Source organism: Mesorhizobium oxytropidicola, assembly GCF_056174625.1.
In genome coordinates this window covers 1,069,701-1,095,218 of sequence record NZ_CM149692.1, presented here as the reverse complement: position 1 = coordinate 1,095,218, position 25,518 = coordinate 1,069,701, and the positions used below count along the sequence as shown (strand labels likewise).

Sequence of the window (25,518 nt, the reverse complement as noted above, 5' to 3'; positions counted from 1 at the left end):
GCCAGCATTGCGGCGCAGACGGTGACAAATGCGCGTTTCGCTGGCAAATTCGCAGATGGGACGTGAATCAGGCAACCAGGAGAACAACATGGCATTTCTTGCCAACGGTAGGATTTTAGCGGCAGCGGTGGTGGCTGTGCTTGGGCTGGCGACGGGTGCACTGGCGGCGCCCAGTTGCGGCAAGACCGGCGCTGGCTTCGATGCCTGGAAACAGGATTTTGCCGCGGACGCCAAGTCCGAAGGTGTCGGTTCGAAGGGGCTGGCCGCGCTGGCCGGCGCCACCTATGCAACCAGGACGATCTCGGCCGACCGCGCCATCCACAAGGCCTTCAGCGGCTCGGTGGAAGACTTCATGAAGCGTCGTGGCGGGGCGGCGATCATTTCCAAGGGCCGGTCGCTGAAGAAGTCGAACGCGGCGCTGTTCAGCCAGATCGAAGCCAATTACGGCGTGTCGCCGGGTGTGCTGCTTGCCATCTGGGGCATGGAGACCGGCTTCGGTGCCTCGATGGGCAACCAGAATACGGTCTCGGCCATCTTGACGCTTGCCTATGATTGCCGCCGTCCAGACTACTTCCACCCACATGCCATTGCGGCCCTGAAGCTGGTCGATCGCGGCGCGCTGACCGCCTCGTCGGTCGGCGCCATGCATGGCGAGGTTGGCCATACGCAGTTCCTGCCTGGAAATGTCTTGAAATATGCAGTCGGCAGCGGAAACCTGCGCGACAAGGCGACAGCACTGGCTTCCACCGCCAACTTCCTCAAGGGCCATGGCTGGCGGGCCGGCGCGAGCGCGAGCGCGAATATGGGCGCGATTGCCGGCTGGAATTCCGCAAGCGTCTATCAGCAGGCCATCGCCCGCATCGCCGACGCGATCGACGGCGGCTGATTGAAGCCTCTGTTCGACGAAAAGCCCGGCCATGCGCCGGGCTTTTTGTTGATGGAACGGGACCGCCGGGTCTGGTCCCTATTTCACGTCAATCGCGTAGGAGCAGCCGGCTAGCGTCTTGCCGGGATGGGTATCGACGGTCGAGACATTGAGCGTGATGCGCGTGGCAAGACTGACGCCGCCGGTATCCTCGGTGCTTTCAGCCACGACCTTCTCGCCCAAGAATTTGTCCGGCGTTGAGACCGTCGTCGGGACGTCGAGCTGCCGGGCGAGGTCGAGCGGGGCAATGCCGTCAAGCACGGCCATCGGCCCTGTCGCGGTGAAGACTATTGTCCCCGTCTCACGCCCGAAGACATGGATCGGGGCAGGCAGTTGATACTGGCTGAGGAATGGATTGCCCGATGCAACCTCCTTCCAGCCAAGCGTGCCCGCCGCGGCGGGCTCCCCAGCCAGCCAAAGAGCAAAGCTGTTATAGGTCGGCACGTCTGCCTTGCATTGGATCAGCGCTGCGAGGTCGAGCGAGGCCGGCGCGAAATCTTCGGCCGAGGCCGTCGCCGGACTCGGCAGCAGAAGCAGCGCCGCCAGCCATTTGCCGGGAAGGCGCACCCCGCTCGGGCGCAGAAAAACCGGCTCCCACCTGCGGTTCCGATGCGGCAACCGTCACCTGCCCTTTATGACCTTCCATATCTCGGTCGGCTGGTCGAGCTGCAGCCTGTTTATGTCGGAATAGCTGATGCGGCCGCTGCGTATCCCATCGGCGAGGCGCTGGCAGAACAAAGCCGGCATGCGCTCCTGCGAGACGCCCATGAACAAAGCCATGTCATGCTTGAACGTAAGGTCCCGCGTGCGGGCGGAGGCGATACATTCGTTCATATCCGCCTTCGGGTCACGCTTCGCGCCAGCCTGTGAGGACTGGCATACCGCCAAGACGACGACCACGCCAAGCAGAAGAGAAATACTATTCTTCACCGTCAAAAACCCCCTAAACCCACAAGCGAACTTAGATGATGCCGCCAAAAGGTCAAACACGAACCGAGTTCGGGCGACTTCATTTTTCTTATATTAGAAGAACCAAATAAAAACCCGACGTCTCCGTCGGGTTTCTTAGGTATGATTGATAGCGTTTGGCTGCTGTCTCGATATCAGCCCTTGCGGTTGCGCGCGGCCAGGGTGCGCAGCCTGAGCGCATTGAGGCGGATGAAGCCGGCGGCGTCCTTCTGGTCGTAGGCGCCGCGGTCGTCCTCGAAGGTGACCAGTGCGTCGGAATAGAGTGTCTTCTTCGACTTGCGGCCGGTGACCATGACATTGCCCTTGTAGAGCTTCAGCCGCACCGTGCCTTCGACGTCTTCCTGGCTCTTGTCGATCATCGCTTGCAGCATCAGCCGCTCGGGCGAGAACCAGAAGCCGTTGTAGATGAGCTCGGCGTAGCGCGGCATGAACTCGTCCTTGAGGTGCGCGGCACCGCGGTCGAGCGTGATCGATTCGATGGCGCGGTGGGCCACGATCAGGATGGCGCCGCCGGGCGTCTCGTAGACGCCGCGCGACTTCATGCCGACGAAGCGGTTCTCGACCAGGTCGAGCCGGCCGATGCCATTGTCGCGGCCGAGATCGTTAAGCGCGGCCAGCATGGTCGCCGGCGACAGCTTCTTGCCGTTGAGCGCGACGGGATCGCCCTTCAGGAATTCGATCTCGATCTCGGTGACCTTGTCCGGCGCATCCATCGGCGAGACGGTGCGCTGGTGGACGAATTCCGGCGGCTCGCTCCAAGGATCTTCCAGCACCTTGCCCTCGGAAGATGAGTGCAGCAGGTTGGCGTCGACCGAGAACGGCGCCTCGCCGCGCTTGTCCTTGGCCACTGGAATCTGGTGCTGCTCGGCGAAGTTGATCAGGTCGGTGCGCGACTTGAACGACCAGTCGCGCCACGGTGCGATGACCTTGATGTCCGGGTTCAGCGCATAGGCCGACAGCTCGAAACGGACCTGGTCATTGCCCTTGCCGGTGGCGCCATGCGCGATCGCGTCGGCGCCCGTCTCCTTGGCGATCTCGACGAGGTGCTTGGAGATCAGCGGCCGCGCGATCGAGGTTCCCAGCAGATAGGTGCCTTCATAGACGGTGTTGGCGCGGAACATCGGGAAGACGAAGTCGGAGACGAATTCCTCGCGCACATCGACGATACGGATGTCCTTGATGCCCATCATCTCGGCTTTCTGGCGCGCCGGCTCCAGTTCGCCGCCCTGGCCGAGATCGGCGGTGAAGGTGACGACTTCGGCGCCGAGCTCGGTCTGTAGCCATTTCAGGATGATGGATGTGTCGAGGCCGCCGGAATAGGCGAGCACGACTTTCTTGACGTCTTTGGTCTTGGACATTTCTGCTCCGTCGGTGACGGACGCCTGGGCACGGGCGTCACGCATTGTCGGAGCGCCTTTTAGCAGGAACGGCAAAGCGAGCAAGCACGCGCGGCGCCAGACTGCTGATCCAGCGCGCGGCAGGCGGCGATCCATCTCTTTGTTGGGCATAATCTCTGGACAAACCGAAACCATCCGTCCGAGAAAACCGGTTCCCACCTTTCGCTGGCGCGGTCCTTTGGTTCGGGATTATGCCCCTGGGGAAACAACCTGCTACAATCATGGGCTGCATTTTTGCCCTGGATTTAAGCAAGTTTTCATGTCCTGCCGCTAAACCAGCGGGACAGAACTGCACGGCCATGCAACCGGCCGATGCAGCTTTGCCCGCTCATTGCGGGTGTCCTCGGGCTTGGACCATTCTTGATGCGCGTTATCTCATGCATCGTCACGGAGCATAATCTGTGGCTTGTCCTGCTGGCGGCGCTGATGTGCGTCACCGGCTGCTGGGTGACGATCGGTCTGTTGGACCGCGCCAGGAAAACCGTCGGTGTGCAGATGCGGGGATGGCTGTTCCTGACCGCGGTCGCCGCCGGTTCCTCGATCTGGTGTACGCATTTCATCGCCATGCTGGCCTATCAGCCCGGCGCGCCGATCACCTTCGATCCGGCGCTCACCATGATATCCCTGGTCATCGCCATGGTCGGAACCGGGGCGGGCTTCGGCCTTGCGCTCGACAAAGGCCGCGGCCTGGCGCCGGAATGGGGCGGCTGTGCCGTCGGCCTGGCGATTTCGGCCATGCACTATACCGGCATGATGGCCTATCACGTGGCCGGCATCGTCGAATGGGACGCCCGCTATGTCGTCGCTTCGGTGCTGATCGCGATGGCATTCTCGGCCGTGGCGGTCGGCCATGCGGTGCGCCGGCCTTACCGCTGGTCGCATTATCTCGGCATCGGGCTTCTGGTGCTGGCGATCGTCGGCCTGCATTTCACGGCGATGGCGGCGGTGGCGGTGACGCCGCTCTCCTTCATCACCACGGGCACCAATCCCGATATCCTCGAAGCCATGGCCGTCGCCGTCGCCGTGGTCGGCCTGATCGTCGCGGCCACCGGCTTCGCCAGCTATCTGATCGACGAGCGTGGCCGGCTCGAGAGCTTCGAGCGGCTGCAGCATCTTGCCCTCAACGACGCGCTCACCGGCCTTGCCAACCGGGTCTCCTTCAACGACCGCCTCGACCACGAGATCGAGCGGGCGCGCGAGGGTGAGGAGACGATGACCGCCGTCATCGTCATCGATCTCGACCGTTTCAAGGAAATCAACGACCTCAGGGGACATGCCGCCGGCGACCAGGCGCTCAAGATCATTGCCCGCAGGCTGGCGAAGCTGACCGGTGACGGCGAATTCGTCGCCCGGCTCGGCGGCGACGAGTTTGCTGCCATCAAGCGCTTCAAGGACCAGAACGACCTGCTCGGCCTGGTATCGCGGCTGGAAAAATCATTGTTCGAGCCCCTGCAGATCGACGATTTCGAGACCATCACCGGCGCCAGCATCGGCGTCGCCGTCTATCCGCGTGACGGGGCCGACCGGGAAAGGCTGGTCAGCAATGCGGATCTGGCTATGTACCGGGCCAAGAACGACGTGACGCGGGCCGTCTGCTTCTACGAATCGGCCATGGACGAGACTGCGCGGGCGCGCCGGGCGCTGGCCACCGATCTTCGCCAGGCGATCGACCGCGGCGAGCTCTCGCTGCACTATCAAGTGCAGACCTCGGTTCAGACCGGCGCCACCTGCGGCTACGAGGCGTTGCTGCGCTGGACCCATCCGGTGCACGGCATGGTTCCGCCCGCCGAATTCATTCCGATCGCCGAGGAGAACGGCTCCATCCTGGCGATCGGCGAATGGGTGCTGCGCACCGCATGCCGTCAGGCGGCCTCCTGGGACAATGGCCACAAGATCGCGGTCAATCTGTCGCCGGTGCAGTTCGCCCATGCCGATCTCGCCACGCTCGTCCATCAGATCCTGGTCGAAACCGGCCTGTCGCCGAAGCGTCTCGAGCTCGAGCTGACCGAATCGACGATCGTCGCCGACAAGGTGCGGACGCTGCACGTGCTGCGCCAGATCAAGGCGCTGGGCGTCACGATCGCGATCGACGATTTCGGCACCGGCTATTCCTCGCTCGACACGCTGCGCTCGTTCCCGTTCGACAAGATCAAGCTCGACCGCTCCTTCATGGCCGATGTCGAACGCAGCCCACAGGCCAAGGCGATCATCCGCGCCGTGCTGACATTGGGGCGCAGCCTCGACATTCCCGTGCTTGCCGAAGGCGTCGAGACCCACGTCCAGCTTACCATCCTGCAGGTCGAGGGCTGCAACGAGGCGCAAGGTTATTTCCTCGGCCGCCCCAAGCCGATCGATCAGATCCTGCTCATCGGGGGTCCTGTCCCTCAGGACGGCCCGCCCGCCTTCGAGGAACCTGTCAGGGTGCTGGCTGCCGCCGGCTGATGCTCTCGTCTCGCCCTTTCCGAACGCCTTCGACATTGTGGTCCGCAACAAGCTGGAAACTGTAGTGCCGAAGCGATTGCCATGCTGGACCACCGCTTCATCTGGCGCCGGCACAGCGCATCTTGTATAGGCTCGCGCGTTCCCCGGAGCCGTCCATGTCCTTCATTCCCGACACCGCTACGTTGATCCAGTTCGCCATCGCCACGGTCATCCTGGCGATCACGCCCGGTCCCGACATGACCTTGTTCGTCTCGCGCACGCTGAGCCAGGGGCGTGCCACCGGCTTTGCCTCGATGGCCGGCGCGCTGTGCGGCACGCTGATCCACACCACGCTGGTGGTGGTCGGCGTCTCGGCGCTGATCGTCGCCTCGCCGATGGCCTTCTTCGTGCTGAAGATTTTTGGCGCCGGCTATCTCGTCTTCCTGGCCTGGCAGGCGATCGCCAAGGGCTCGGCGTTTTCGCCGGAAAAGAAGACAGGCCCGCAAATCTCGCTGTTGCGCAGTTGGGCGGCGGGGCTTGGCGTGAATTTGCTCAACCCGAAGATCATCCTGTTCTTCATGACCTTCCTGCCGCAGTTCGTCTCCGCGCATGATCCGCACGCGCCGGGCAAGCTGTTCTTCCTGGGCTCGATGTTCATCGTGCTGTCGATCCCGGTGACGGCGCCGATGGTGCTGGCTGCGGAAAAGTTTTCCGCTGCGATGAAGGCCAGCCCGCGCGTCACGCGTGTGGTCGACTATCTCTTCGCCGGCGTGTTTTCGGCCTTCGCGCTCAAGATCCTGACGGCCCAGGCGAAGTAGAAGCGCTGTCGTCCTTCCACCAGCTTCCGGCCCAGCGGCCGGCGCTCAGCCAGTAGAAGATGCCGCCAACCATGCCGCCGCCGATCACCGCCATCATGGCGCTGGTGTCGGTGACCGCGAAGGTGGAATCGGGCGCGTGGTCGACGAGGCCGAGGAAGACGGCTGCCACCACCGCTCCTCCCAGCGCATAGTACAACCAGTCGCGCCGGCCGAGGATTTCGGCAACCAGGATGACGATCACCGCAGGCAGGAAGGCGAAATAGGCGACGAACAAGGCGACGAAGGGTATCGAGAAATACAGTGATGCCGTCGCCGTCGGGTGCGTATGGTCCGGCGTATAGCCGAGCGAGGCCAGGAACAGGATGTTGAGGAAAGCGCTCGCCGCCAGCGACGCGACGGCATAGCCGAACAGGATCATGGCAAAGCGGACGAGATCGGAAACGATGCGGGTCATCGGGGATTTCGCTTGGCAAGATGGCCTGACCTGCGCCCGGCCAGAAGCCAGTAGACCGAACCGGCGGCGGTGCCGGCCGTGGCCAGGAATCCGAGAAAGCCCGGATTGAAAACAAAGCCTCCGGCCGAGCCCGGGACAAGAACACCAAAGGCGATGGAGGTGACCGCCCCCATGACGGCGAAATAGAACCATCCCCGCAGCGCAAGCCATTCGGCGACCAGGATCGCCGGACCGACGATCAGCAGCGCGCAGACCGCCACGGTCAACACGGCGAGCGGGAAGGAACCCAGCCAGTCGAAGGTGTATACCATGGACCAGTTGCCGTATTCGATCCCTTCCAGAAGCGTGATCAGCAGCACCGGCACCAGGATAGAGGTCAGCACGCCGGCGATATAACCGACGGCTATGACGATGAAGCGCTTGAGTCCGGCGACGAGACGGCTCACGCCTCGCCGTGCCCCGCGATCATCATGGCTTCCAGCGCCAGCCGGTCGACTTTTCGCATGCGCTCGGATTCCGACTTCAGCTGGCCGCAGGCGGCGAGGATATCGCGGCCGCGCGGCGTGCGGATCGGCGAGGCATAGCCGGCATTGTTGATGTAGTCGGCGAATTTCTCGATCGTCTCCCAGTCCGAGCACTGGTAGTTGGTGCCGGGCCACGGGTTGAACGGGATCAGATTGATCTTGGCCGGAATGCCCTTGAGCAGCTTGATCAGGCCCTTGGCGTCCTCGATGGAATCGTTGACGTCCTTCAGCATCACATATTCGAAAGTGATGCGCTTGGCGTTCGACAGGCCGGGATAGGCGCGGCAGGCGGCGATCAGTTCCTTCAGCGGATACTTCTTGTTGATCGGCACCAGCAGGTCGCGCAGATCGTCATTGGTGGCGTGCAGCGAGATCGCCAGCATGACGCCGATCTCCTCGCCGGTGCGGAAGATTTCGGGCACGACGCCGGAGGTCGACAGCGTGATGCGCCGCTTCGACAAGGAAAGCCCGTCGCCGTCGGACGCGATCAGCAGCGCCTTCTTCACCGCTTCGAAATTGTAGAGCGGCTCGCCCATGCCCATCATGACGATGTTGGACACCTTGCGGCCCTCGGCCGGAACGATGGCACCGTCCGGCGTGTCGCGGTCGGGGAAATCGCCGAGCCGGTCGCGGGCGGTGAGCAATTGCGCCAGGATTTCCTCGGCGGTGAGGTTGCGCACCAGCTTCTGCGTGCCGGTGTGGCAGAACGAGCAGGTAAGCGTGCAGCCAACCTGCGAGGAGATGCAGAGCGTGCCGCGGCCTTCCTCGGGAATGTAGACGGTCTCGATCTCCACCGGCCGGCCGGCGCCGCGCGGCGGAAAGCGGAACAGCCATTTGCGGGTGCCGTCGGAAGAAATCTGTTCCTCGACGATTTCGGGCCGGGCGACGGTAAAATGCTTGTCGAGTTCGGCGCGCAGGTCCTTGGAAATGTTGAACATGCCGGCAAAGTCAGAGACGCCGCGCACATACATCCAGTGCCAGAGCTGCTGGGCGCGCATCTTTGCCTGGCGCTCCGGCACGATGCCGGACGCGACGAGCGCCTCGCCAAGCTCGGCGCGGGTCAGGCCGATCAGCGACGGCTTCTCGGGCGTGGCGCGGGCGCGCAACGCGTCGCGGGCACCCTCAGTGGTGAGGTCGAAGGAAAGGGTCATGGTCGCACTGATATAAGCTGTTTGCGGCCGATTTCATCCATCGTGCCGGGAACTGAAGCGCGGCGCATAGCACAGGTTGAGGGCGGAGTCATGCGGTGGCGAACACAACCCCGAGTGGGCCGTCAGTGTTTCGATCGCGAATGTTCTGATCGACAGACGGTCTCTGCCGTTTAAACCGAGAGTTCATCGGACCAACCAGTTTGTCACACGACAACAGCCCGCTACGACCGACTGGCAGCCTTGCGCCCAATCTTCCCGCCACGCGCGAGCCGATCACATAGTCGTGTTGACGTAACGATTCCCTTGCCGCCTTCGAAGGCTGAAGGGGGCAACCACGCCCTTGCAAAATGGGAGTATGCTGAATGAACTCGATCAAGCTCGCTGTCATTGCCGGCCTCGTCGGCTTGTCCACCCCGCAGGCTTTTGCCGAAGACGCAATGGGCACAATGACCATGATGAAAGGCGGGGAGGTGATGGCAATCATGCCCGATGGACACATGGGCACCATGATGCCGGACGCAAAGATGGGCGCCGAGATGATGAAGATGGCAAAGCCGATCAAGCACTGCATGATGATGATCACCGACGCCAAGGGCAAGGCCTACATGATCGATACGTCGACCAAGAAGGCCCAGGCCGAATGTGAAAAAATGGCCATGTAGTCATGCCACCGCCCCGTCGGCGAGAGCCGGCGGGGCGTCCGGTGCCGGCCCCACGTGGCTTCGGCCCGAGCAAGCGCGCGAGTCGGACGCGCGGCAGCTATCTCACCTCACAGATCGGCCGCATGCGAGTGCCAGGTGACCATGACCTCTAGCCTAGCTGAGCCCAATTCGCGGCTTCGGCCATTTCGCCGGCGTCGTGCGGGCGCCGATGACGGCCTTCGTCATCATCCTGGAGATGACCGGCAATCACGACAATGTCATTGCACTGATGCTGGCCTCGATGCTGGGCTATGGCACGGCACGCATGATCTCGCACGAGCCGCTCTATCCCGCGCTGTCGCGCGTCTTCATGGCCGAGGCGATCCGGCGGCGTCGGGCAGAGACAGCGCCAGAATCGGGCCACGGCTGAAAAGCAAAAAGGCCGGACTTTGCGGCCCGGCCTTTCGTCTAAAAACGGGTTTCGCCTATTTGCACTTGGCGATCGATGTCAGCGCGGCTGAAATGCCCTTCAGCGAGAAGACATAGGAGGTGGGATTGCCGCGGCCGGACTTCGCCGTCACCTTCATGTCGGTGCCGGTCTTCATGGCGGCGATCAGCACCGGTTCCTCGGCGGCGTTCTCGACCCAGGCCGACTTGCCGCGCGTGAACATCGAGAAGGACTTCTTGTCGATGGTGACAGTGGCCTTGGAGCCTTCCTGGAAATTGTAGCCGGCGATGAATTGCGGCTCGTAGGACACCTGCTGGCCGGGCCGCTGGCTGACGAAGAAGAACATGTCGCCATGGTCGAGCGTCGGCGGCTGCTTGTCGGTCGGCACGGTGAGCACGTAGCAGACCTTGCCGCCCTGCGCCTGATAGCTGTAGGTGCCCCAGGCATTGTGCTGGCCGATCTTGGTCGCCTGCTGCGCCAGTGCCGGCGCTGCCGAGGCCGCCAGGACCAGGCTCGAAACGAGTGCTATCAATCCGCGCATTGTCTTTCCCGTATTCCAAATGGTGCGGAGGCGGGCCGCATGGCGTCCTGCCGTCGCTTCATTTTGATTTAATCTGGGTTACCAAACGGTGAATTTCCCTCAACAAAAGGACGCTCACCCCAGGAAACCGCCGCCATTCCCGCGCCGTCGCCTTGTCAGCGGCCGGCGCGACGTCCCTTCGGCGACTTGGAGGCCACGAAAGCGGCAAGAGTTTGACTTTTCAGCTTGGCCTCCAAACGCCCTGCCCACAGGGCGCGTACCATTTTGAAGGTGCTCAGCCCTTGTCGGCGATGGCGTCCTTGGCGGCCTGCCGATGCGCCGGCGTGATGTGGGCGCTGACGGCGGTGATCGCGGCGGTCAGCACGGCTATGTCGTCGGTGAAACCAATCCCGAAGACGAAGTCGGGAATGAGGTCGAAGGGCAACACGAAATAGCCGAGTGCCGCCACCAATATACCCTTGGCGCGCAGCGGCGTGTTCTTGTCCATGGCGCAGTAGTAAGCGGCGACGACCTCTTCCATGAACGGGATCTGCCGCGCGGCCTTCTTGGCCGTGCGCCATAATTTCTCGCGCACCTCGCCCTCGCCGCCCAACCTGTCGCCAAAGCCGAAGAAATCAAAACCGGGTTGTTGCGCCATCAATCACTCCTTGCGTGCGCGTCCTGGCGCATGTCTCGCTGGGAAAATGTGGTGAAAGCCGGACCCGGCTGCAAGATGCGGGGTGCCGATTTGGGGTCGCCGCTGACGGCGAAGCGTACACTCAGTCGCCGAAATAGCGGTTCATCTTCTTGGCCAGCGCGATGTCGAGCGCCGTGACGCCGCCGGCGTCATGGGTGTTCAGCGTCACGTCCACGGTCTTGTAGACGTTTGACCAGTCGGGATGATGGTCCATCTTTTCGGCCGCCAGCGCGACGCGGGTCATGAAGGCGAAGGCTTCGGAGAAATTCTTGAAGACGAAGCTGCGCTGGATCGAGGCGCCGTCCGTGGCCAGCGACCAGCCGCCGAGTTCGGCAAGGGCAGCAGTGATGGCGTCCTTGCTGAGTTTTTCTCTCGTCATGATGATTTCCCGTGCTATTTCGAATTTGACCCTCACCATACTGCAAATCGCCCAAAAGTGCTTTGCGGTTTTGGGGCTTCAAATGCACAAACGGCGCATATCGCATGAGCAAAAAGCCGATAAATTCCATACTCTTCGTCTGCCTCGGCAACATCTGCCGGTCGCCATTGGCCGAAGGCGTGTTTCGCAGCGTCTGGGCCGAGCGTGGCCGGGGCCGGGACATACTGCTCGATTCGGCCGCCACCAGCGGCTGGGAGGTCGGCTCGGCGCCCGACCCACGCTCGATCGCGGTTGCCTTGCGCCACGGCATCGACATTTCCGGGCAGAGGGCGCGCAAGGTCAGGCCGGAGGATTTCTCGCGTTTCGACCTGATCCTCGGCATGGACCGCTCGAATGTCGCCGATCTCAAGGCGCTGGCGCCGGCGCGGGACCGAGTGCACCTGTTTTTAGAGTTCGCGCATGGACAGGCGCGCGACGTGCCCGATCCCTATTATGACGGGCCGGAGGCTTTTGCCGAGGTCTACCGCATGATCCGCGAAGCGTCGGAGGCGCTGGCGACACGGCTGGCGGCGCGGGCGTCGGTGCCCGACAGCGGCCAGGCTTCCTCGACGATATAGGGGCCGCCGCCGACCGAATCGCGCGACGACATCAAGACGAAGCGGCCGATGCGGAAGGGCAGCGTCGAGAAATTGCCGCGCGCCGACAGATACTGGGCGACGTCCAGCGGGGTCGAATTGCGCAGCCGCGCAAGGGTTACATGCGGCATGAACTTGCGCGGATCGGCGGGAATGCCGAGCCGCTGGCAGATGCGCTCGATCTCGCCCTGAAGTGCGGCCAAATCGGGCGAGGCGGAAGCGCCGGCCCAGACCGCATGCGGCTTTTTCTGGCCGAAAGCGCCGACGCCGGACAAGGTCAGCGAGAAGGAGGGGCGGTGGACGCGGTCCAGCGCGTTGGCGATCTCGTCGGCGACATGGCCCTCGACATCGCCGATGAAGCGCAGCGTCAGATGGTAGTTTTCGACATCGATCCAGCGGGCCCCGGGCAGGCCGCCCCGGAGCAGGGACAGCGAAAGGGCAGCATCACGCGGTATTTCGAGGGCGGTGAAAAGACGCGGCATGAAGAGCCTCCCTTCCTCGAATCGAACTTTCATCCCTAGCGAATCATCGATAGTCGAATGGAGCAAGAGGTTTATTGGTCACACGCTTTGTTAAAAGTTTCCGCTGGGGAAGACATTTTATCCCGCCTCACGAACCTCCGGGCACCGCCGCCATGGCCTTCTCGACCGTCGGCAGGATGCGCTCGACCATCTGGTCGACCCCCTTGGCGTTCGGGTGCAGGCCATCCTCGAGCCGCAGGCCGGGCTGGCCGGCGACGCCATCGAGGAAGAACGGATAGAGCGGAACGTCGTATGTCTTCGCCAGGTCGGGAAAGATGGCGTCGAAGGCGTTTTGATAGTCGGCCCCGAGATTGGGCGCGGCGCGCATGCCTGCGAGCAGCACGGCGATCTTGCGCTGTTTGAGCTTGCCCAGCATCTCGTCGAGGTTCTTCCTGGCGATATCGGGCGCGACGCCGCGCAGCATGTCGTTGGCGCCGAGTTCAAGGATGACCAGCTGGGTGCCGTCCGGCACCGACCAGTCGAGCCGCGCCAGGCCGCCGCTGGTGGTGTCGCCGGAAACGCCGGCATTGGCGACGGTCACATCATGGCCCTTGGCCCGAAGCGCGGCCTGCAATTTGTCGGTGAAACCCTCGCCGGGCCCGAGGCCAAAGCCCGCCATCAGGCTGTCACCGAAGCCGACGATCTTGAAGGGCCTGGCCTGTGCCGACGAAATGGCGCCGCAAAGGGCGAGGAAAAGGATGAGCCCTGCGGCTATCTGGCGTTTGAAAGACATGCGGCAGGCCCCATATGACAAAAACATTCTTCCGGGCGACGGCTTCCGGCAAGCAGAGCCTTCATCCCTGATATAGGACGCTTTCATTTTGACAGAAGCCGTCATCGCGCTGAAAGACGTATCGCTGACGCTCGGCGAAGGCGCTTCGTCCGTCCACGTGCTGAAGGGTGTCAGCCTCGAGGTGGCGCGCGGCGAGGCCACCGGCATCGTCGGCCCGTCGGGATCCGGCAAGTCGACTCTCCTGATGGTGCTGGCAGGCTTGGAGCGGGTCGATTCGGGTACGGTACGAATCGCTGGCGAGTTGCTCAACGGCAAAAGCGAGGATCAGATTGCTTCGTTTCGTGGCCGAAACATTGGCATTGTGTTCCAGTCCTTCCATCTCATCCCCAACATGACGGCGCTCGAAAATGTCGCGGTGCCGCTGGAGCTGGCCGGCCATGCCGATCCGTTTTCGGTGGCGGCGCGCGAACTGGCGGCGGTGGGCCTGAGTGACCGCGTCACCCATTATCCCGGCGAGCTCTCCGGCGGCGAACAGCAGCGCGTGGCGATCGCCCGGGCGCTGGCGCCGTCGCCGCGCATCCTCATCGCCGACGAGCCGACCGGCAATCTCGACCAGGTGACGGGGCGGCAGGTCGCCGACCTGTTGTTCGCCAAAGCGGCCGAACGCGGCATGACGCTGGTGCTGGTCACCCATGATCCCGCACTCGCGGCGCGCTGCTCGCGCCAGGTGTCGATGCGCTCCGGCCGGATCGAAGCGCCGGCGCCCTTGAAGGTCACCGCCTGATGCCGCTGGCGCAGACGCTGAAGCTCGCGGTCCGCTTCTCGCTCAGGGAAATGCGCGGCGGCCTGTCCGGTTTCCTGATCTTCCTTGCCTGCATCGCGCTCGGTGTCGCGGCGATCGGCGGCGTCAATTCGGTTGCCCGTTCGATCAGTGCCGGCGTCGCCGACCAGGGCCAGACGCTGCTCGGCGGCGACCTCCGATTCCAGATCAACCAGCGCGATGCCAGCCAGGCCGAGCGCGGTTTCCTCGAAGGATTGGGCGTCGTTTCACGCACAGCCAGCATGCGCTCGATGGCGCGGCTTGCCGACGGCTCGGACCAGGCGCTGGTCGAGGCCAAGGCGGTCGACGAGGCCTATCCGCTCTATGGCGCACTGGAAACCGAACCGAAGCTGTCGAAGCAGGAACTGTTCGGCGAAGAGTTTGGCGTCTTCGGCGCGGCGGCGCCCGATCTGTTGTTCGAACGGCTGCATCTCAAGCTCGGCGACCGGCTGAAGGTCGGCACCGCCACCTTCGAGCTGCGCGCCAGGCTGGTCACGGAGCCGGATGCCGTATCCGACGGTTTCGGCTTCGCGCCAAGGCTGATGATCTCGACCGAGGCACTGGCGGCGACCGGACTGGTGCAGCCGGGCAGCCTGGTCGAAAATGCCTACAAGATCCGGCTGCCCGCCAACGCCGACGAGGCGCGGCTCAAGGCCATCCAGGATCAGGCAGCGAAGGATTTTCCCGAGGCCGGCTGGTCGATCCGCACGCGGAGCAATGCGGCGCCGGCGCTGTCCTCCAACATCGAACGCTTCTCGCAATTCCTGACGCTGGTCGGGCTGACGGCCCTGGTGGTCGGCGGCGTCGGCGTCGCCAATGCGGTGCGCGCCTATCTCGACGGCAAGCGCGGCGTCATCGCCACCTTCAAGAGCCTCGGCGCTTCCGGCGGCTTCGTCTTTGCCGTCTATCTCGTGCAGATCCTGATCATCGCCGCACTCGGCATCATGCTCGGTCTCGTGCTCGGCGCGCTGATGCCCTTTGCCGCGAGTGCTGCCCTCCAATCCATCATTCCGGTCCCGGCGGAGGGCGGCTTCTATCCCGGCGCGCTCGCCATGGCGGCGCTGTTCGGCCTGCTGGTGACGCTGGCCTTCGCGCTTTTGCCGCTTGGCCGCGCCCGCGATGTGCCGGCGACGGCGCTGTTCCGCGAGATGGGGCTGGAAGGCCGTGGCCTGCCGCGCCCGGTCTATATCGCATCGGCTATCGGCATCGCGTTGCTGCTGGCGGCGCTGGCGATCCTGTTCTCCGGCGACCAGCGCATCGCCTCGATCTTCGTCGGCGCCACCATCTTCGCCTTTCTGGTGCTGCGCCTGGTCGGCGCGCTGGTGCAATGGGCGGCCAGGAAGAGCCCGCGCGTGCGCTTCGTGGCGCTCAGGCTTGCCGTCGGCAACATCCACCGGCCGGGCGCCTTGACACCATCGGTGGTTCTGTCGCTGGGGCTCGGGCTGACGCTGCTGGTGACGCTGGCGCTGATCGACGGGAATCTCAGGCAGCAGATCTCCGGCAGCCTGCCGGAGCGGGCGCCGAACTTCTTCTTCGTCGACATCCAGGGCAGCGATGTCGATGCGTTCTCCGCATTGATCGGCAAGGAGGCGCCAAAGGGGACGCTGGCCAAGGTGCCGATGCTGCGCGGCCGGGTGATGGCGCTCAACGGCGTCGATGTCGACAAGGTCAAGGTGCCGGCCGAAGGCGCCTGGGTGCTGAAAGGCGATCGCGGCCTGACCTATGATGCCAGGCAGCCGGAAAACGCGACGCTGACCGAGGGCAAATGGTGGCCGGACAATTATACCGGCGAGCCGCTGGTTTCGTTCTCGGCGCAAGAAGGCAAGGAAATCGGGCTGAAGCTCGGCGACACCGTCACCGTCAACGTGCTCGGCCGCAACGTCACCGCCAGGATCGCCAATTTCCGCCAGGTCCAATGGGAAACGATGGGCATCAATTTCGTCATGGTGTTCTCGCCCAACACATTCACCGGCGCCCCGCATGGCTGGATGGCGACGCTGACCGAAAAGAGTGCCACGACGGCCGACGACGCGCGCATCCTCAATGCCGTCACGCGCGCCTTCCCGGCGGTGACGACGGTGCGGGTCAAGGACGCGCTCGATGTCGTCAACCGGCTGGTCGGCCAACTCGGCACGGCGATCCGGGCAGCGGCCGGCGTGGCGCTGATCGCTTCGGTGCTGGTGCTGGCCGGCGCGCTGGCCGCCGGCAACCGGGCGCGCATCCATGATGCGGTGGTGCTGAAGACGCTTGGTGCCACCAGGAGGACGCTGATCACGGCATTCTCTCTCGAGTACATGCTGATCGGACTGGCCACCGCTATCTTCGCGCTGGCCGCCGGCGGCATCGCGGCCTGGTACATTGTCGCCCGGATCATGACCCTGCCGTCGCATTTCATGCCGGAGGTGGCGGTGGCGACCATCGTCTTTGCGCTGGTGATCACCGTCGGCATCGGCCTCGCCGGCACCTGGCGGGTGCTCGGCCACAAGGCTGCGCCGGTGCTGCGTGAGCTGTAATTCCAAGGCCGGAGCGGCCATCGCGGATTAAATCTTGGTAAGGATGCCGGTTGGAAAGCCCGGGAATCGGCCTTTCGGCCTCTCACGAACCGTTACATCCGGTTACGGTCTTGTTCTTGACGCGAATAACCATCATATTTCGCCACAGGCATGCTGGAGCCCCGCCAGCGGCGCCTGGGTCCGGTGGATTTACGTCCAATAGGACCTGACACCGGACGGGGCAGAAGCAATAGAGGACTACAATGGCTGAACCCATTCGCAACTTCCAGACGCGCGCCGTGCCCGGCGCAACCGTCGACATCGATCAGGGCCTGCGCGCCTATATGATCAAGGTCTACAATCTGATGGGGCTTGGCCTCCTCATCACCGGCCTTGCCGCCATCGGCACGATTATGCTGGCCACCACCACCGATCCGGCCTCGGCTGTCGCAACGCTGCCGAGCGGCGAGATGCTGACCTCCTTCGGCTACGCGATCTTCGGGTCGCCGCTGCGTTGGGTGGTGATGCTGGCGCCGCTGGCCGCCGTGTTCTTCCTGTCGGTCAGGATCCAGTCGATGAGCGTTGCTGCCGCGCAGACGACGTTCTGGGTCTATGCCGGCCTCGTCGGCCTGTCGCTTTCGTCGATCTTCCTGGTCTACACCTCGGCCAGCATTTCGCAGACCTTCTTCGCCACCGCCGCCTCCTTCGGCGCGCTGTCGCTGTTCGGCTACACGACCAAGCGTGACCTGACGGCGATGGGCTCGTTCCTGATCATGGGCCTGTTCGGCCTGATCATAGCGATGGTGATCAACATCTTCCTGCAGTCGTCGGCGCTGTCCTTCGCGGTTTCGGCGATCGGCGTGCTGATCTTCGCCGGCCTCACCGCCTATGACACGCAGAAGATCAAGGAGATGTATTTCGAGGGCGACGCTTCGGATACCGCCGGCCGCAAGGCCATCATGGGTGCGCTGAGGCTCTACCTCGACTTCATCAACCTGTTCATGTTCCTGCTGCAGTTCATGGGCGACCGCCGCTAGGGCTTCGCGTCATGGTCTGAACTGGACCATCAGGTTTGGAAGGGGCGGCCCAACGGCCGCCCTTTTCTTTTGCGCCGGTCTTTGCTGTTATCGCAGGCACGTGGAAGGCTTGCATAAAAAATGAGCAATATTGTGATTCGGGCGGCCAATGCCGCCGACCTCGACGCCATCACCGAAATCTACGCCGACGCGGTGACACATGGCACGGCAAGCTACGAGCTGGAGCCGCCGAGCCGCGCCGAGATGGGTATCCGATTCGACACGCTCACGGCAGGCGGCTTCCCCTATCTGGTGGCGGAAAAGGATGGCGCCGTACTCGGCTATGCCTATGCCGGCGCCTTCCGGCCGCGCCCGGCCTATCGCTTCATCGTCGAGGATTCGGTCTATGTCGCGCCTGAAGCCAAAGGCCAGGGCGTCGGCCTCATGCTGATGCAGAGCCTGATCGCGGCGGCCGGGGCGGCGGGCTTCCGCCAGATCATCGCGGTGATCGGCGACGGCCATCCCGACAGCGCCTCGGTCAAGCTGCACGAAAAGCTCGGCTTTCGTCTTTCAGGCCGGCTCGAAGGCTCGGGCTACAAGCACGGGCGCTGGCTGGACACTGTGTTCATGCAGCTGTCGCTGAATGGCGGTGCGTCGCTGCCGCCCGATCCGGATTCTCTGCCAGAACGGAAGTTTCGGGGAGGGAAATGAAGAGGAATTGAAGAACTGAGGAATTGAAGAACTGAAGAAAAGAAAAATGAACTAATATCAGGCGTTTAGCGCCTCTTTCCTCAGTTCCTCAGTTCTTCAATTCTCCAGTTCCCCTTCAAGCCTCAACCACTTTCAGCTTGCTGTCGAAGATGCCAAGCACTCGCCCAAGTTCTTGCCCGCGCTTGAGGATGCGCCCGCCAGCGGCAATAACGGCGAAGGCGCCTTGCTTGCGCGCCAGTTTCGGATCCTTGACGATCTGGAACAGCGGCACTTCGCTGGCGCGGCGGAAGACGGAAAACACGGCCCTGTCGGTGAGATGATCTATGGCGTAGTCGCGCCATTCATTGGCGGCGACCATGCGTCCGTAGAGCCTGAGGATCTGGTCCAGTTCACGCCGGTCGAAGCGCACCGGCTGGTCGAGGCGTGCGCTGCGTACCTCGTGCAGCGGGATCAATATTGCGGATGCGTCACCATCCCCCGTCCCGCCGCTGTCGTCAGTCATGCCTCGATCCTTCAAAATGAATCTTTGCCAACCAAAATTGGCCCCTTCGCGTGGCAATTGCAAGAGCCGGCGAAGCGGTGGCGGCGACGCGCTGTTTCTGCAACGTCCAGTCACGTTTGCGAACCGGATGTTGGAATTGGTGATGCTTCGCCACATTTCTGCCTTTTTTTATCCGCGCTCATGCCCCAATGTCCGACGAATTTACCGGCGTTGCCTGAGACGGTTCGGTCCGGCACCGGCTCGTAAACCCCAAGCCCCCCGCCCACGGGTCTGCGTCGGATCGAACCAACCTCGGTTTTTCCTTGGAAAAATCGGGTGCGACGATCCCAAAACCTAAATGACCGGCGTCAGAAGCAAGCTGACGTCGGTTTTTTGTTGGTGGTGCCAAGGCGGATAGCGCGGCTCTTCCCTTCTCCCCTTGTGGGTTGAGGGGTGCGTGCCGGATCGCCGTCTTTGCCAAGCTGGAACACCCCTCATCCGACCTCGCTTCGCGAGGCCACCTTCTCCCACAAGGGGAGAAGGGAAGAGGCAGCCGATTACGGCTTGTGGATGAAGGCGGCGCCGAGAATGGGGCCCGGCATGCCGTCCTTGCCGACCGACTGCAAAAGCACGGCGCAGCCGCCCTTCTTGGTGATCTCGCTCAACGGCAATTCGTAGCGCTGCGCCTTGCCGTGCCACATGCCGGCGGTCTGGATGCCGGTGACAGCGTTCCAATAGGTCATCCTGCGGCCGGAGTTCTCGCCCTGGGCGATCTTGACCGTCTGTGGCGCATCGAAATAGACGATGACGACATGGGCGTCGCTCGGGCCGGCGCCGGCATCGCCGGCATCGATGATCACACGGTCGCTGGTGCGGCTGACCTTGACGGGGACCCGAATGCCTTCGCCGCCCCTGGCCATGCGGGCGAGCGCGCCGTCGACCTCGCCGCGATTGGCGCCGTTGACGTGCACGCGGCCATTGAGGACCGCCTGCGGCGTATAGACGGAGCGACTGCCGAAGGCGCGCATATAATCATATTGCCGCTCGGTGTTTTCCTTGCGGCTCAGCGTGTCCTTCCAGCCGAGATAGTCCCAATAGTCGACGTGATAGGAGAGCGCGACGATGTCTTCCTTGGTGGCGAGTTCGGCGAAGAAGGCATCGGCGGGCGGACAGGAACTGCAGCCCTGGCTGGTGAACAGTTCGACCACGCCGAGCGGCTTGTCGGGTTGGGGTTTTTCGGCCTGGATTCTTTCGGCCTCGCCGGCATGGCCGGCGCCGGCAACCGCCGAGAAGGCCAGCGCAAAGGCTGCCAGCCAAAGTGATCTTCGCCAGGCCATGACCATTCCAATTCCCGCCGGTGGCGCCGGCTTTGTTCTGATTGTCTGAAATATGTGGCAGAAGCGGAAGTCAACGGGAAGTCACGTTGCGGTGAAATTTTGCCATTGCAGCCGCAGGTAAGGCCGCAATAGGTGAGACACTGCATTTCACGACGTGGTTCGATTCGGGAGTGGCATCATCACCATGTGGAAGATTCTCCTGACCCCGGTCGATCTCTATTGCGAGCGGACCGGACCTGGACTTTGGGCCGAGCCGACGAATGCTTTGACCAACCTCGCTTTCATTGCCGCGGGATTATGGGGCGTGCGGGAAGTACGCCGATGCAAGGCCGGCGCCTTCGCCGAGGTGCTGGCCTGGTGGGTGGTGGCGATCGGCATCGGCTCGACGATCTTCCATACCTTTGCCACCAAGGGCACGATCTGGGCCGATATCCTGCCGATTGCCGGTTTCACGCTCGCCTATACGCTGTTCAATCTGCGCCGCTTCCTGCGCATGGAATGGGGCAAGGCGATCGCGGTCTTTGTCATCTTTTACGCGGTGGCAGGGGCGCTAACCTTCGCCGTGCCGGACTGGCTGCGCCAGGCATCGAACGGCACGACAAGCTATCTGCCGCCATTCCTGGCGCTCGCCTTCTTCGGTGTCTGGGTGGCGGCCAGCGGCAACCGGGCCGGCTGGTACAATCTGGCGGGGTCGGCGATCTTCGTGGTGTCCGCTATCTGCCGGATGATCGACCCGATGGTCTGCGCCAGCTTTCCGCTCGGCACACATTTCCTGTGGCACATCTTCAACGCGCTGATGCTGGGGGTGCTGCTGGCGGCGACGGCGCGGTTTGGGAAAGCGAGGGGAGTAGGGGAGTAGGGGAGTAGGTATCCCTTCCCTACTCCCTTACTGACCTACTCCCCTATTCCCTTACTACGCTGCCAGATCTCGCAGCACGTACTGCAAAATGCCGCCGTTCTTGAAGTAGTCGAGCTCGTCCAGCGTATCGATGCGGCAGATGATCGGCACGTTCTTCACCGTGCCGTCGCCATAGGTGACCTTGGCGGTCATCGTCTGGCGCGGCTTGATCGTGCTCAATCCGTCGATCTCGACCAGTTCGTCGCCCTTGAGGTTGAGCGAGGCCCAGGACGTGCCTTCCTCGAAGACGAAGGGGATGACGCCCATGCCGACCAGGTTCGAGCGGTGGATGCGCTCGAAGGACTGGGCGATGACCGCGCGGACACCAAGCAGGTTCGTTCCCTTGGCCGCCCAGTCGCGCGACGAGCCGTTGCCGTATTCGACGCCGGCGAAGATGACCAGCGGCACGCCTTCCTTCTTGTACTCCATCGCCGCGTCGTAGATCGATTCCTCTTCCTTCGACGGATAGTGGATGGTGTAGCCGCCCTCGCGGCCGTTCTCGCCCAGCATGTGGTTGCGGATGCGGATGTTGGCGAAGGTGCCGCGCATCATCACCTCATGATTGCCGCGCCGCGTGCCGTACTGGTTGAAGTCGGCAACGCCGACGCCGTGGTCGGTGAGGTATTTGCCGGCCGGCGAGGCGGCCTTGATCGAACCCGCCGGCGAGATGTGGTCGGTGGTGATCTTGTCGCCGAACAGGCCGAGCACGCGGGCGCCCTTGATGTCGCCGATCTTGCCGAAACCGGCGGTCATCCCTGCGAAATAGGGCGGGTTCTGCACATAGGTCGAATTGTCGTCCCAGGCATAGGTCTGGCCTTCCGGCGCCTTGACGTTCTGCCAGTATTCGTCGCCCTTGAAGACGTCGGCATATTTGCGGGCGAACAGCTCGCGGGTGACGTTCTTCTCGATGAACTCCTGGATCTCGGCCGAGCTCGGCCAGATATCCTTGAGGTAGACCGGATTGCCGTTCTTGTCCTCGCCGAGCGGCTCGGTGGTGAGGTCCTTGGTGACGGTGCCCGCGAGCGCGTGCGCCACGACCAGTGGCGGTGACGCCAGGTAGTTGGCCTGCACGTCGGGCGAGACGCGGCCTTCGAAATTGCGGTTCCCGGAGAGCACCGCGGCAGCAATCAGGCCCTTGTCGTTGATGGTCTTGGAGATCGGCGCCGGCAGCGGGCCGGAATTGCCGATGCAGGTCGTGCAGCCGAAGCCGACCAGGTTGAAGCCGATCTGGTCGAGCTCCTTCTGCAGGCCGGATTTTTCGAGATACTCGGCCACCACCTGGCTGCCGGGGGCGAGCGAGGTCTTCACCCACGGCTTCTGCTTGAGGCCGAGCCGGTTGGCGTTGCGGGCGAGCAAGCCCGCGCCGATCAGCACGCTCGGGTTCGAGGTGTTGGTGCACGACGTGATGGCGGCGATGACAACGTCGCCATGGCCGAGATCATGGTCGGTGCCTTCGACGGCGTAACGCTTATGGATTTCGGCCGCCTTCTTGTATTCGGTCTCCATCGCCTTGGCAAAGCCAGCCGGAATGCCTTCCAGCGCGACGCGGCCCTCGGGCCGCTTGGGGCCGGCCATTGACGGCACGACGCTGCTCAGCTCCAGTTCGAGCAGGTCGGTGAAGACCGGGTCGGCTGAGCCGGCCTCGCGCCACAGGCCTTGCGCCTTGGAATAGGCTTCGACCAGCGCGATGCGGCTTTCCTCGCGGCCGGACATTGTCAGGTAGCGGATGGTTTCCGAATCGACCGGGAAGAAGCCGCAGGTGGCGCCATATTCGGGCGCCATGTTGCCGATGGTGGCGCGGTCGGCGAGCGTCATGTTGGACAGGCCCGGGCCGAAGAACTCGACGAACTTGCCGACAACACCCTTCTTGCGCAGCATCTGGGTGACGGTGAGCACCAGGTCGGTGGCGGTGACGCCTTCCTTCAACTTACCGGTGAGGCGGAAGCCGATGACTTCGGGCAGAAGCATGGAGACCGGCTGGCCGAGCATGGCCGCCTCGGCCTCGATGCCGCCGACGCCCCAGCCGAGCACGCCAAGGCCGTTGATCATGGTGGTGTGCGAATCGGTACCGACGCAGGTGTCGGGATAGGCCGTGGTTTCGCCATCCTCGGTGTTGGTCCACACGACCTGGCCGAGATATTCGAGGTTGACCTGGTGGCAGATGCCGGTGCCGGGCGGCACGACGCGGAAGTTGCGGAACGCCTGCTGGCCCCATTTCAGGAACTTGTAGCGTTCCTCGTTGCGCTCATATTCGAGCTCGACATTGCGGGCGAAGGCCATCGGCGTGCCGAATTCGTCGACGATGACGGAATGGTCGATGACGAGGTCGACCGGTACCAGCGGATTGATCTTCTGCGGGTCGCCGCCGAGCGAAGCCATGGCGTCGCGCATGGCGGCAAGGTCGACCACGGCCGGAACGCCGGTGAAATCCTGCATCAGCACGCGGGCCGGGCGATAGGCGATCTCGACGCCGGCGGTGCCCTTGTCGGTCAGCCAGCCGGCGACCGCCTGGATGGATTCCTTGGTGACGGAACGGCCGTCCTCGTTGCGCAAAAGGTTCTCCAGCAGCACCTTCATCGAATAGGGCAGCTGGGCGATGCCGGTGAGGCCGTTCTTCTCGGCCTCGATGAGGTCGAAATAGGTGTACTCGGTGCCGCCCGCGGTCAGCGTGCGACGGCAATTGAAACTATCGAGGGATTTTGACACGTGCGATCCGTCCTTGTCTGTTCAGCCTGAAAGGGAACGGACGCCGATGGCATGCAATCACGCGCAAAGGTGCGGGTACGGCCATTTCCGCTGTCCGTTCCCAAGCAACCCGAGCCGTTCAAGGCGGCGCGTGCGCTGGTTCGGCGCAAATTCTGTTCCCGCGCCGACCGCTGGCACGGATGCACCGCATATAGAGAATTTTCTGGAATAGTTCTAGACAGTTGGAGAGCAAATTTGTGCGATGCGGCAGCGCTCGCGAAACATTGTTTTCAGGGCAGGCGAGGGATGCGGCTTATCGCCGAAAATCTGGGCGGCGAACGCGGCGGCGAGAGCGTGTTTTCCAGCATTGGTTTTGCGCTCGAGGATGGCCAGGCGCTGGTCGTCACCGGGCCGAACGGATCGGGCAAGTCGACCTTGCTCAGGATCATCGCCGGGCTGCTGCCGAAGGCGGAAGGCCGGTTGCTGCTCGAGGGCGGCGGCGATGCCTTTCCGTCGATCGCGTCGGCCTGTCACTATCTTGGCCACCAGAACGCAATGAAGACGGCGCTCAGCGTGGCGGAGAATTTGCGCTTCTGGCGCGACTTCAATGGTGGCGGCGATTCGAGCGTCGAAGAGGCGCTGGAGACCGTGGGGCTCGGTGGCATCGGCCATTTGCCGTTCGGCTATCTCTCGACCGGGCAAAGGCGGCGCGCGGCGATCGCGAAGCTTTTGGTCAGCCACCGGCCGCTGTGGCTGCTCGATGAGCCGACGGCGGGGTTGGACAAGGCTTCGGAGGAGCGGTTCGCGGGGCTGATGACGGAGCATTGTGCCGGCGGTGGGATGATCGTCGCGGCGACGCATCTGCCGCTGGGGTTGGAGGGGGCGAAGGAATTGGTGATGGGGCAGGCCTTTTGATGACTGCACTCTACGGCGCCCCCCTCTGTCCTGCCGGACATCTCCCCCACTTGGGGGGAGATTGGCAGCTTCGGCGCTCCGCTCGTCTTTGCGACGCTGGTGATTGGCGAAATCGCAGGAGACAGCCGATCTCCTCCCTTGTGGGGGAGATGTCCGGCAGGACAGAGGGGGGCGCCACAGAACGTCGTCCTCAACAGGGGACCACATCGTAATGTGGTCCCTCCTGCTGCGCGACATCCGCCTCAACATCCGCGCCGGTGGCGGGGCGTTGACCGGCGTTATCTTCTTCCTCGCCGTCATCGCCACCATCCCTTTCGGCGTCGGGCCGGACCTCAAGCTGCTTGCGCGCATCGGCCCGGCGATCCTGTGGATTGGGGCGCTGCTTTCCTGCCTGCTCGGGCTTGACCGGCTGTTCCAGGCCGATCGCGAAGACGGCTCGCTCGACCTGCTGGTGCTCGGCAACGACCGGCACATGCTGGCGCTGACCGTATTGGTGAAATGCCTGGCGCATTGGGCGGGCAGCGTTCTGCCGCTGGTCATTGCTGCGCCCCTGCTCGGCCTGTTCATGAACATGGAGCCGCTCGCGATAGGCGCCACGGCGCTGACGCTGCTGGTCGGCACGCCGGCCATCACCTTCATCGGCGCCGCCGGTGCCGCGGTGGCGGTGGCGCTGCCGCGCGGCGGGCTGCTGATCTCCGTGCTGGTGCTGCCGCTGACCATACCGGTGCTGATCTTCGGCGTTTCGGCAAGCTATGGCGCGACGGCCAATCCCGATCCGTTCCTGCAGCCTTTCCTCATTCTTGCCGCGCTGACGTTGTTTCTTGCCGTGCTGGGGCCGGTCTCGGCGGCGCTGGCGCTGCGACATGGAACGGATTGATGTGGCCGCACAGGGCCGCGACGCGGCGTCCGATTGCGAAGCCGAGGGCGCAA

Annotated in this window: 26 protein-coding genes and 1 pseudogene; 13 read left to right on the top strand and 14 right to left on the bottom strand. The window is 63.5% G+C overall.

Annotated features, from left to right (window positions below; genetic code table 11):
* Positions 1–88: 88 nt before the first annotated feature.
* Complete coding sequence (locus AC0V8S_RS05320; protein ID WP_475437057.1) at positions 89–886, top strand: lytic murein transglycosylase; 798 nt, start codon at positions 89–91, stop codon at positions 884–886.
* A 78-nt stretch (positions 887–964) separates the two neighbouring features.
* On the opposite strand, the gene AC0V8S_RS05315 is transcribed toward AC0V8S_RS05320, so the two are convergent.
* The 3 genes from AC0V8S_RS05315 to AC0V8S_RS05305 all read right to left on the bottom strand — a co-directional run bounded on the left by AC0V8S_RS05315 (position 965) and on the right by AC0V8S_RS05305 (position 3,252).
* On the bottom strand, positions 965–1,492 hold the full coding sequence (locus AC0V8S_RS05315; RefSeq protein ID WP_475438577.1) for a hypothetical protein: 528 nt from the start codon (positions 1,490–1,492) through the stop codon (positions 965–967).
* Between the two features lie 54 nt (positions 1,493–1,546).
* Complete coding sequence (locus AC0V8S_RS05310) at positions 1,547–1,759, bottom strand: hypothetical protein (RefSeq protein WP_244661907.1); 213 nt, start codon at positions 1,757–1,759, stop codon at positions 1,547–1,549.
* A 269-nt stretch (positions 1,760–2,028) separates the two neighbouring features.
* On the bottom strand, positions 2,029–3,252 hold the full coding sequence (locus AC0V8S_RS05305; protein WP_183464365.1) for an argininosuccinate synthase: 1,224 nt from the start codon (positions 3,250–3,252) through the stop codon (positions 2,029–2,031).
* A gap of 402 nt (positions 3,253–3,654) precedes the next feature.
* Between AC0V8S_RS05305 and AC0V8S_RS05300 the strand changes: the two genes are divergently transcribed.
* Together AC0V8S_RS05300 and AC0V8S_RS05295 are read left to right on the top strand one after the other, a co-directional pair.
* A complete protein-coding gene (locus AC0V8S_RS05300) occupies positions 3,655–5,733 on the top strand; it encodes a putative bifunctional diguanylate cyclase/phosphodiesterase (protein ID WP_183464366.1) in 2,079 nt (692 codons plus the stop codon).
* Positions 5,734–5,888: 155 nt separating this feature from the next.
* A complete protein-coding gene (locus tag AC0V8S_RS05295; RefSeq protein ID WP_096451763.1) occupies positions 5,889–6,530 on the top strand; it encodes a LysE family translocator in 642 nt (213 codons plus the stop codon).
* Here AC0V8S_RS05295 and AC0V8S_RS05290 read toward each other — a convergent pair.
* Genes AC0V8S_RS05290 through rlmN form a run of 3 tightly spaced genes read right to left on the bottom strand, consistent with a single transcriptional unit; the run spans position 6,502 to position 8,659 of the window.
* On the bottom strand, positions 6,502–6,984 hold the full coding sequence (locus tag AC0V8S_RS05290) for a hypothetical protein (RefSeq protein WP_475437056.1): 483 nt from the start codon (positions 6,982–6,984) through the stop codon (positions 6,502–6,504). The two genes, AC0V8S_RS05295 and AC0V8S_RS05290, sit on opposite strands and share 29 nt — an antisense overlap.
* Entirely contained in the window at positions 6,981–7,430 is a 450-nt protein-coding gene (locus AC0V8S_RS05285) for a hypothetical protein (protein WP_475437055.1), read from the bottom strand. The genes AC0V8S_RS05290 and AC0V8S_RS05285 overlap by 4 nt, the downstream gene beginning before the upstream one ends.
* The gene (gene rlmN, locus AC0V8S_RS05280) at positions 7,427–8,659 is read right to left on the bottom strand and encodes a dual-specificity RNA methyltransferase RlmN (RefSeq protein ID WP_095202660.1); all 1,233 of its coding nucleotides are present in this window, start codon (positions 8,657–8,659) and stop codon (positions 7,427–7,429) included. The genes AC0V8S_RS05285 and rlmN overlap by 4 nt, the downstream gene beginning before the upstream one ends.
* A gap of 362 nt (positions 8,660–9,021) precedes the next feature.
* On the opposite strand from rlmN, the gene AC0V8S_RS05275 reads away from it, so the two are divergent.
* Entirely contained in the window at positions 9,022–9,321 is a 300-nt protein-coding gene (locus AC0V8S_RS05275; RefSeq protein ID WP_095202661.1) for a hypothetical protein, read from the top strand.
* A gap of 178 nt (positions 9,322–9,499) precedes the next feature.
* Positions 9,500–9,730, top strand: a pseudogene (locus tag AC0V8S_RS05270) (chloride channel protein); the annotation flags it as partial.
* A 55-nt stretch (positions 9,731–9,785) separates the two neighbouring features.
* On the opposite strand, the gene AC0V8S_RS05265 reads toward AC0V8S_RS05270, so the two are convergent.
* The 3 genes from AC0V8S_RS05265 to AC0V8S_RS05255 all read right to left on the bottom strand — a co-directional run bounded on the left by AC0V8S_RS05265 (position 9,786) and on the right by AC0V8S_RS05255 (position 11,344).
* Positions 9,786–10,289 carry an invasion associated locus B family protein gene (locus AC0V8S_RS05265; RefSeq protein WP_183464370.1) on the bottom strand — a complete coding sequence of 168 codons (504 nt, stop codon included), beginning with the start codon at positions 10,287–10,289 and terminating at the stop codon, positions 9,786–9,788.
* Positions 10,290–10,563: 274 nt separating this feature from the next.
* Positions 10,564–10,926, bottom strand: coding sequence for a YkvA family protein (locus tag AC0V8S_RS05260; RefSeq protein WP_475437054.1), 363 nt, complete (start codon positions 10,924–10,926; stop codon positions 10,564–10,566).
* Positions 10,927–11,047: 121 nt separating this feature from the next.
* A complete protein-coding gene (locus AC0V8S_RS05255) occupies positions 11,048–11,344 on the bottom strand; it encodes a 4a-hydroxytetrahydrobiopterin dehydratase (RefSeq protein WP_475437053.1) in 297 nt (98 codons plus the stop codon).
* 104 nt (positions 11,345–11,448) lie between these two features.
* On the opposite strand from AC0V8S_RS05255, the gene AC0V8S_RS05250 reads away from it, so the two are divergent.
* Positions 11,449–11,961, top strand: coding sequence for a low molecular weight protein-tyrosine-phosphatase (locus AC0V8S_RS05250; protein WP_475437052.1), 513 nt, complete (start codon positions 11,449–11,451; stop codon positions 11,959–11,961).
* Here AC0V8S_RS05250 and thpR read toward each other — a convergent pair.
* Together thpR and AC0V8S_RS05240 are read right to left on the bottom strand one after the other, a co-directional pair.
* A complete protein-coding gene (thpR, locus tag AC0V8S_RS05245; RefSeq protein WP_475437051.1) occupies positions 11,865–12,461 on the bottom strand; it encodes an RNA 2',3'-cyclic phosphodiesterase in 597 nt (198 codons plus the stop codon). The genes AC0V8S_RS05250 and thpR overlap by 97 nt on opposite strands.
* A 127-nt stretch (positions 12,462–12,588) precedes the next feature.
* Positions 12,589–13,233 (bottom strand): arylesterase, encoded by a 645-nt coding sequence (locus AC0V8S_RS05240; RefSeq protein WP_475437050.1) that lies wholly within the window; start codon positions 13,231–13,233, stop codon positions 12,589–12,591.
* Positions 13,234–13,321: 88 nt separating this feature from the next.
* Here AC0V8S_RS05240 and AC0V8S_RS05235 point away from each other — a divergent pair, with 88 nt between their 5' ends.
* The 4 genes from AC0V8S_RS05235 (at position 13,322) to AC0V8S_RS05220 (ending at position 18,272) form a co-directional block, all read left to right on the top strand.
* A complete protein-coding gene (locus AC0V8S_RS05235; protein ID WP_095202667.1) occupies positions 13,322–14,017 on the top strand; it encodes an ABC transporter ATP-binding protein in 696 nt (231 codons plus the stop codon).
* Positions 14,017–16,566 (top strand): ABC transporter permease, encoded by a 2,550-nt coding sequence (locus tag AC0V8S_RS05230; RefSeq protein WP_475437049.1) that lies wholly within the window; start codon positions 14,017–14,019, stop codon positions 16,564–16,566. Before AC0V8S_RS05235 ends, AC0V8S_RS05230 begins: the two co-directional genes overlap by 1 nt.
* A gap of 242 nt (positions 16,567–16,808) precedes the next feature.
* Entirely contained in the window at positions 16,809–17,582 is a 774-nt protein-coding gene (locus AC0V8S_RS05225) for a Bax inhibitor-1/YccA family protein (RefSeq protein ID WP_475437048.1), read from the top strand.
* Between the two features lie 120 nt (positions 17,583–17,702).
* A complete protein-coding gene (locus AC0V8S_RS05220) occupies positions 17,703–18,272 on the top strand; it encodes an N-acetyltransferase family protein (RefSeq protein WP_475437047.1) in 570 nt (189 codons plus the stop codon).
* A 115-nt stretch (positions 18,273–18,387) separates the two neighbouring features.
* Here the strand turns inward: AC0V8S_RS05220 and AC0V8S_RS05215 are convergent, their stop codons facing one another.
* Complete coding sequence (locus AC0V8S_RS05215) at positions 18,388–18,774, bottom strand: DUF2794 domain-containing protein (RefSeq protein WP_183464379.1); 387 nt, start codon at positions 18,772–18,774, stop codon at positions 18,388–18,390.
* A gap of 536 nt (positions 18,775–19,310) precedes the next feature.
* Complete coding sequence (locus AC0V8S_RS05210; protein WP_183464381.1) at positions 19,311–20,096, bottom strand: DUF1223 domain-containing protein; 786 nt, start codon at positions 20,094–20,096, stop codon at positions 19,311–19,313.
* A 178-nt stretch (positions 20,097–20,274) separates the two neighbouring features.
* On the opposite strand from AC0V8S_RS05210, the gene AC0V8S_RS05205 reads away from it, so the two are divergent.
* A complete protein-coding gene (locus AC0V8S_RS05205; RefSeq protein WP_183464382.1) occupies positions 20,275–20,949 on the top strand; it encodes a ceramidase domain-containing protein in 675 nt (224 codons plus the stop codon).
* Between the two features lie 54 nt (positions 20,950–21,003).
* On the opposite strand, the gene acnA is transcribed toward AC0V8S_RS05205, so the two are convergent.
* On the bottom strand, positions 21,004–23,694 hold the full coding sequence (gene acnA, locus AC0V8S_RS05200) for an aconitate hydratase AcnA (RefSeq protein WP_475437046.1): 2,691 nt from the start codon (positions 23,692–23,694) through the stop codon (positions 21,004–21,006).
* Positions 23,695–23,979: 285 nt separating this feature from the next.
* On the opposite strand from acnA, the gene ccmA reads away from it, so the two are divergent.
* Together ccmA and ccmB are read left to right on the top strand one after the other, a co-directional pair.
* A complete protein-coding gene (ccmA, locus tag AC0V8S_RS05195) occupies positions 23,980–24,588 on the top strand; it encodes a heme ABC exporter ATP-binding protein CcmA (RefSeq protein ID WP_475437045.1) in 609 nt (202 codons plus the stop codon).
* 211 nt (positions 24,589–24,799) lie between these two features.
* On the top strand, positions 24,800–25,465 hold the full coding sequence (gene ccmB / locus AC0V8S_RS05190; RefSeq protein ID WP_475437044.1) for a heme exporter protein CcmB: 666 nt from the start codon (positions 24,800–24,802) through the stop codon (positions 25,463–25,465).
* Positions 25,466–25,518 lie beyond the last annotated feature (53 nt).

Coding starts and splice junctions, on each gene's coding strand:
- AC0V8S_RS05275 (WP_095202661.1), top strand. CDS start 9,022: ATGAACTCGATCAAGCTCGCTGTCATTGCCGGCCTCGTCGGCTTGTCC.
- AC0V8S_RS05220 (WP_475437047.1), top strand. CDS start 17,703: ATGAGCAATATTGTGATTCGGGCGGCCAATGCCGCCGACCTCGACGCC.
- AC0V8S_RS05225 (WP_475437048.1), top strand. CDS start 16,809: ATGGCTGAACCCATTCGCAACTTCCAGACGCGCGCCGTGCCCGGCGCA.
- AC0V8S_RS05250 (WP_475437052.1), top strand. CDS start 11,449: ATGAGCAAAAAGCCGATAAATTCCATACTCTTCGTCTGCCTCGGCAAC.
- rlmN (WP_095202660.1), bottom strand. CDS start 8,659: ATGACCCTTTCCTTCGACCTCACCACTGAGGGTGCCCGCGACGCGTTG.
- AC0V8S_RS05240 (WP_475437050.1), bottom strand. CDS start 13,233: ATGTCTTTCAAACGCCAGATAGCCGCAGGGCTCATCCTTTTCCTCGCC.
- AC0V8S_RS05260 (WP_475437054.1), bottom strand. CDS start 10,926: ATGGCGCAACAACCCGGTTTTGATTTCTTCGGCTTTGGCGACAGGTTG.
- AC0V8S_RS05290 (WP_475437056.1), bottom strand. CDS start 6,984: ATGACCCGCATCGTTTCCGATCTCGTCCGCTTTGCCATGATCCTGTTC.
- AC0V8S_RS05320 (WP_475437057.1), top strand. CDS start 89: ATGGCATTTCTTGCCAACGGTAGGATTTTAGCGGCAGCGGTGGTGGCT.
- thpR (WP_475437051.1), bottom strand. CDS start 12,461: ATGCCGCGTCTTTTCACCGCCCTCGAAATACCGCGTGATGCTGCCCTT.
- AC0V8S_RS05215 (WP_183464379.1), bottom strand. CDS start 18,774: ATGACTGACGACAGCGGCGGGACGGGGGATGGTGACGCATCCGCAATA.
- ccmA (WP_475437045.1), top strand. CDS start 23,980: ATGCGGCTTATCGCCGAAAATCTGGGCGGCGAACGCGGCGGCGAGAGC.
- AC0V8S_RS05305 (WP_183464365.1), bottom strand. CDS start 3,252: ATGTCCAAGACCAAAGACGTCAAGAAAGTCGTGCTCGCCTATTCCGGC.
- AC0V8S_RS05230 (WP_475437049.1), top strand. CDS start 14,017: ATGCCGCTGGCGCAGACGCTGAAGCTCGCGGTCCGCTTCTCGCTCAGG.
- AC0V8S_RS05255 (WP_475437053.1), bottom strand. CDS start 11,344: ATGACGAGAGAAAAACTCAGCAAGGACGCCATCACTGCTGCCCTTGCC.
- AC0V8S_RS05295 (WP_096451763.1), top strand. CDS start 5,889: ATGTCCTTCATTCCCGACACCGCTACGTTGATCCAGTTCGCCATCGCC.
- AC0V8S_RS05205 (WP_183464382.1), top strand. CDS start 20,275: ATGTGGAAGATTCTCCTGACCCCGGTCGATCTCTATTGCGAGCGGACC.
- AC0V8S_RS05265 (WP_183464370.1), bottom strand. CDS start 10,289: ATGCGCGGATTGATAGCACTCGTTTCGAGCCTGGTCCTGGCGGCCTCG.
- AC0V8S_RS05310 (WP_244661907.1), bottom strand. CDS start 1,759: ATGAACGAATGTATCGCCTCCGCCCGCACGCGGGACCTTACGTTCAAG.
- AC0V8S_RS05210 (WP_183464381.1), bottom strand. CDS start 20,096: ATGGTCATGGCCTGGCGAAGATCACTTTGGCTGGCAGCCTTTGCGCTG.
- ccmB (WP_475437044.1), top strand. CDS start 24,800: ATGTGGTCCCTCCTGCTGCGCGACATCCGCCTCAACATCCGCGCCGGT.
- AC0V8S_RS05300 (WP_183464366.1), top strand. CDS start 3,655: ATGCGCGTTATCTCATGCATCGTCACGGAGCATAATCTGTGGCTTGTC.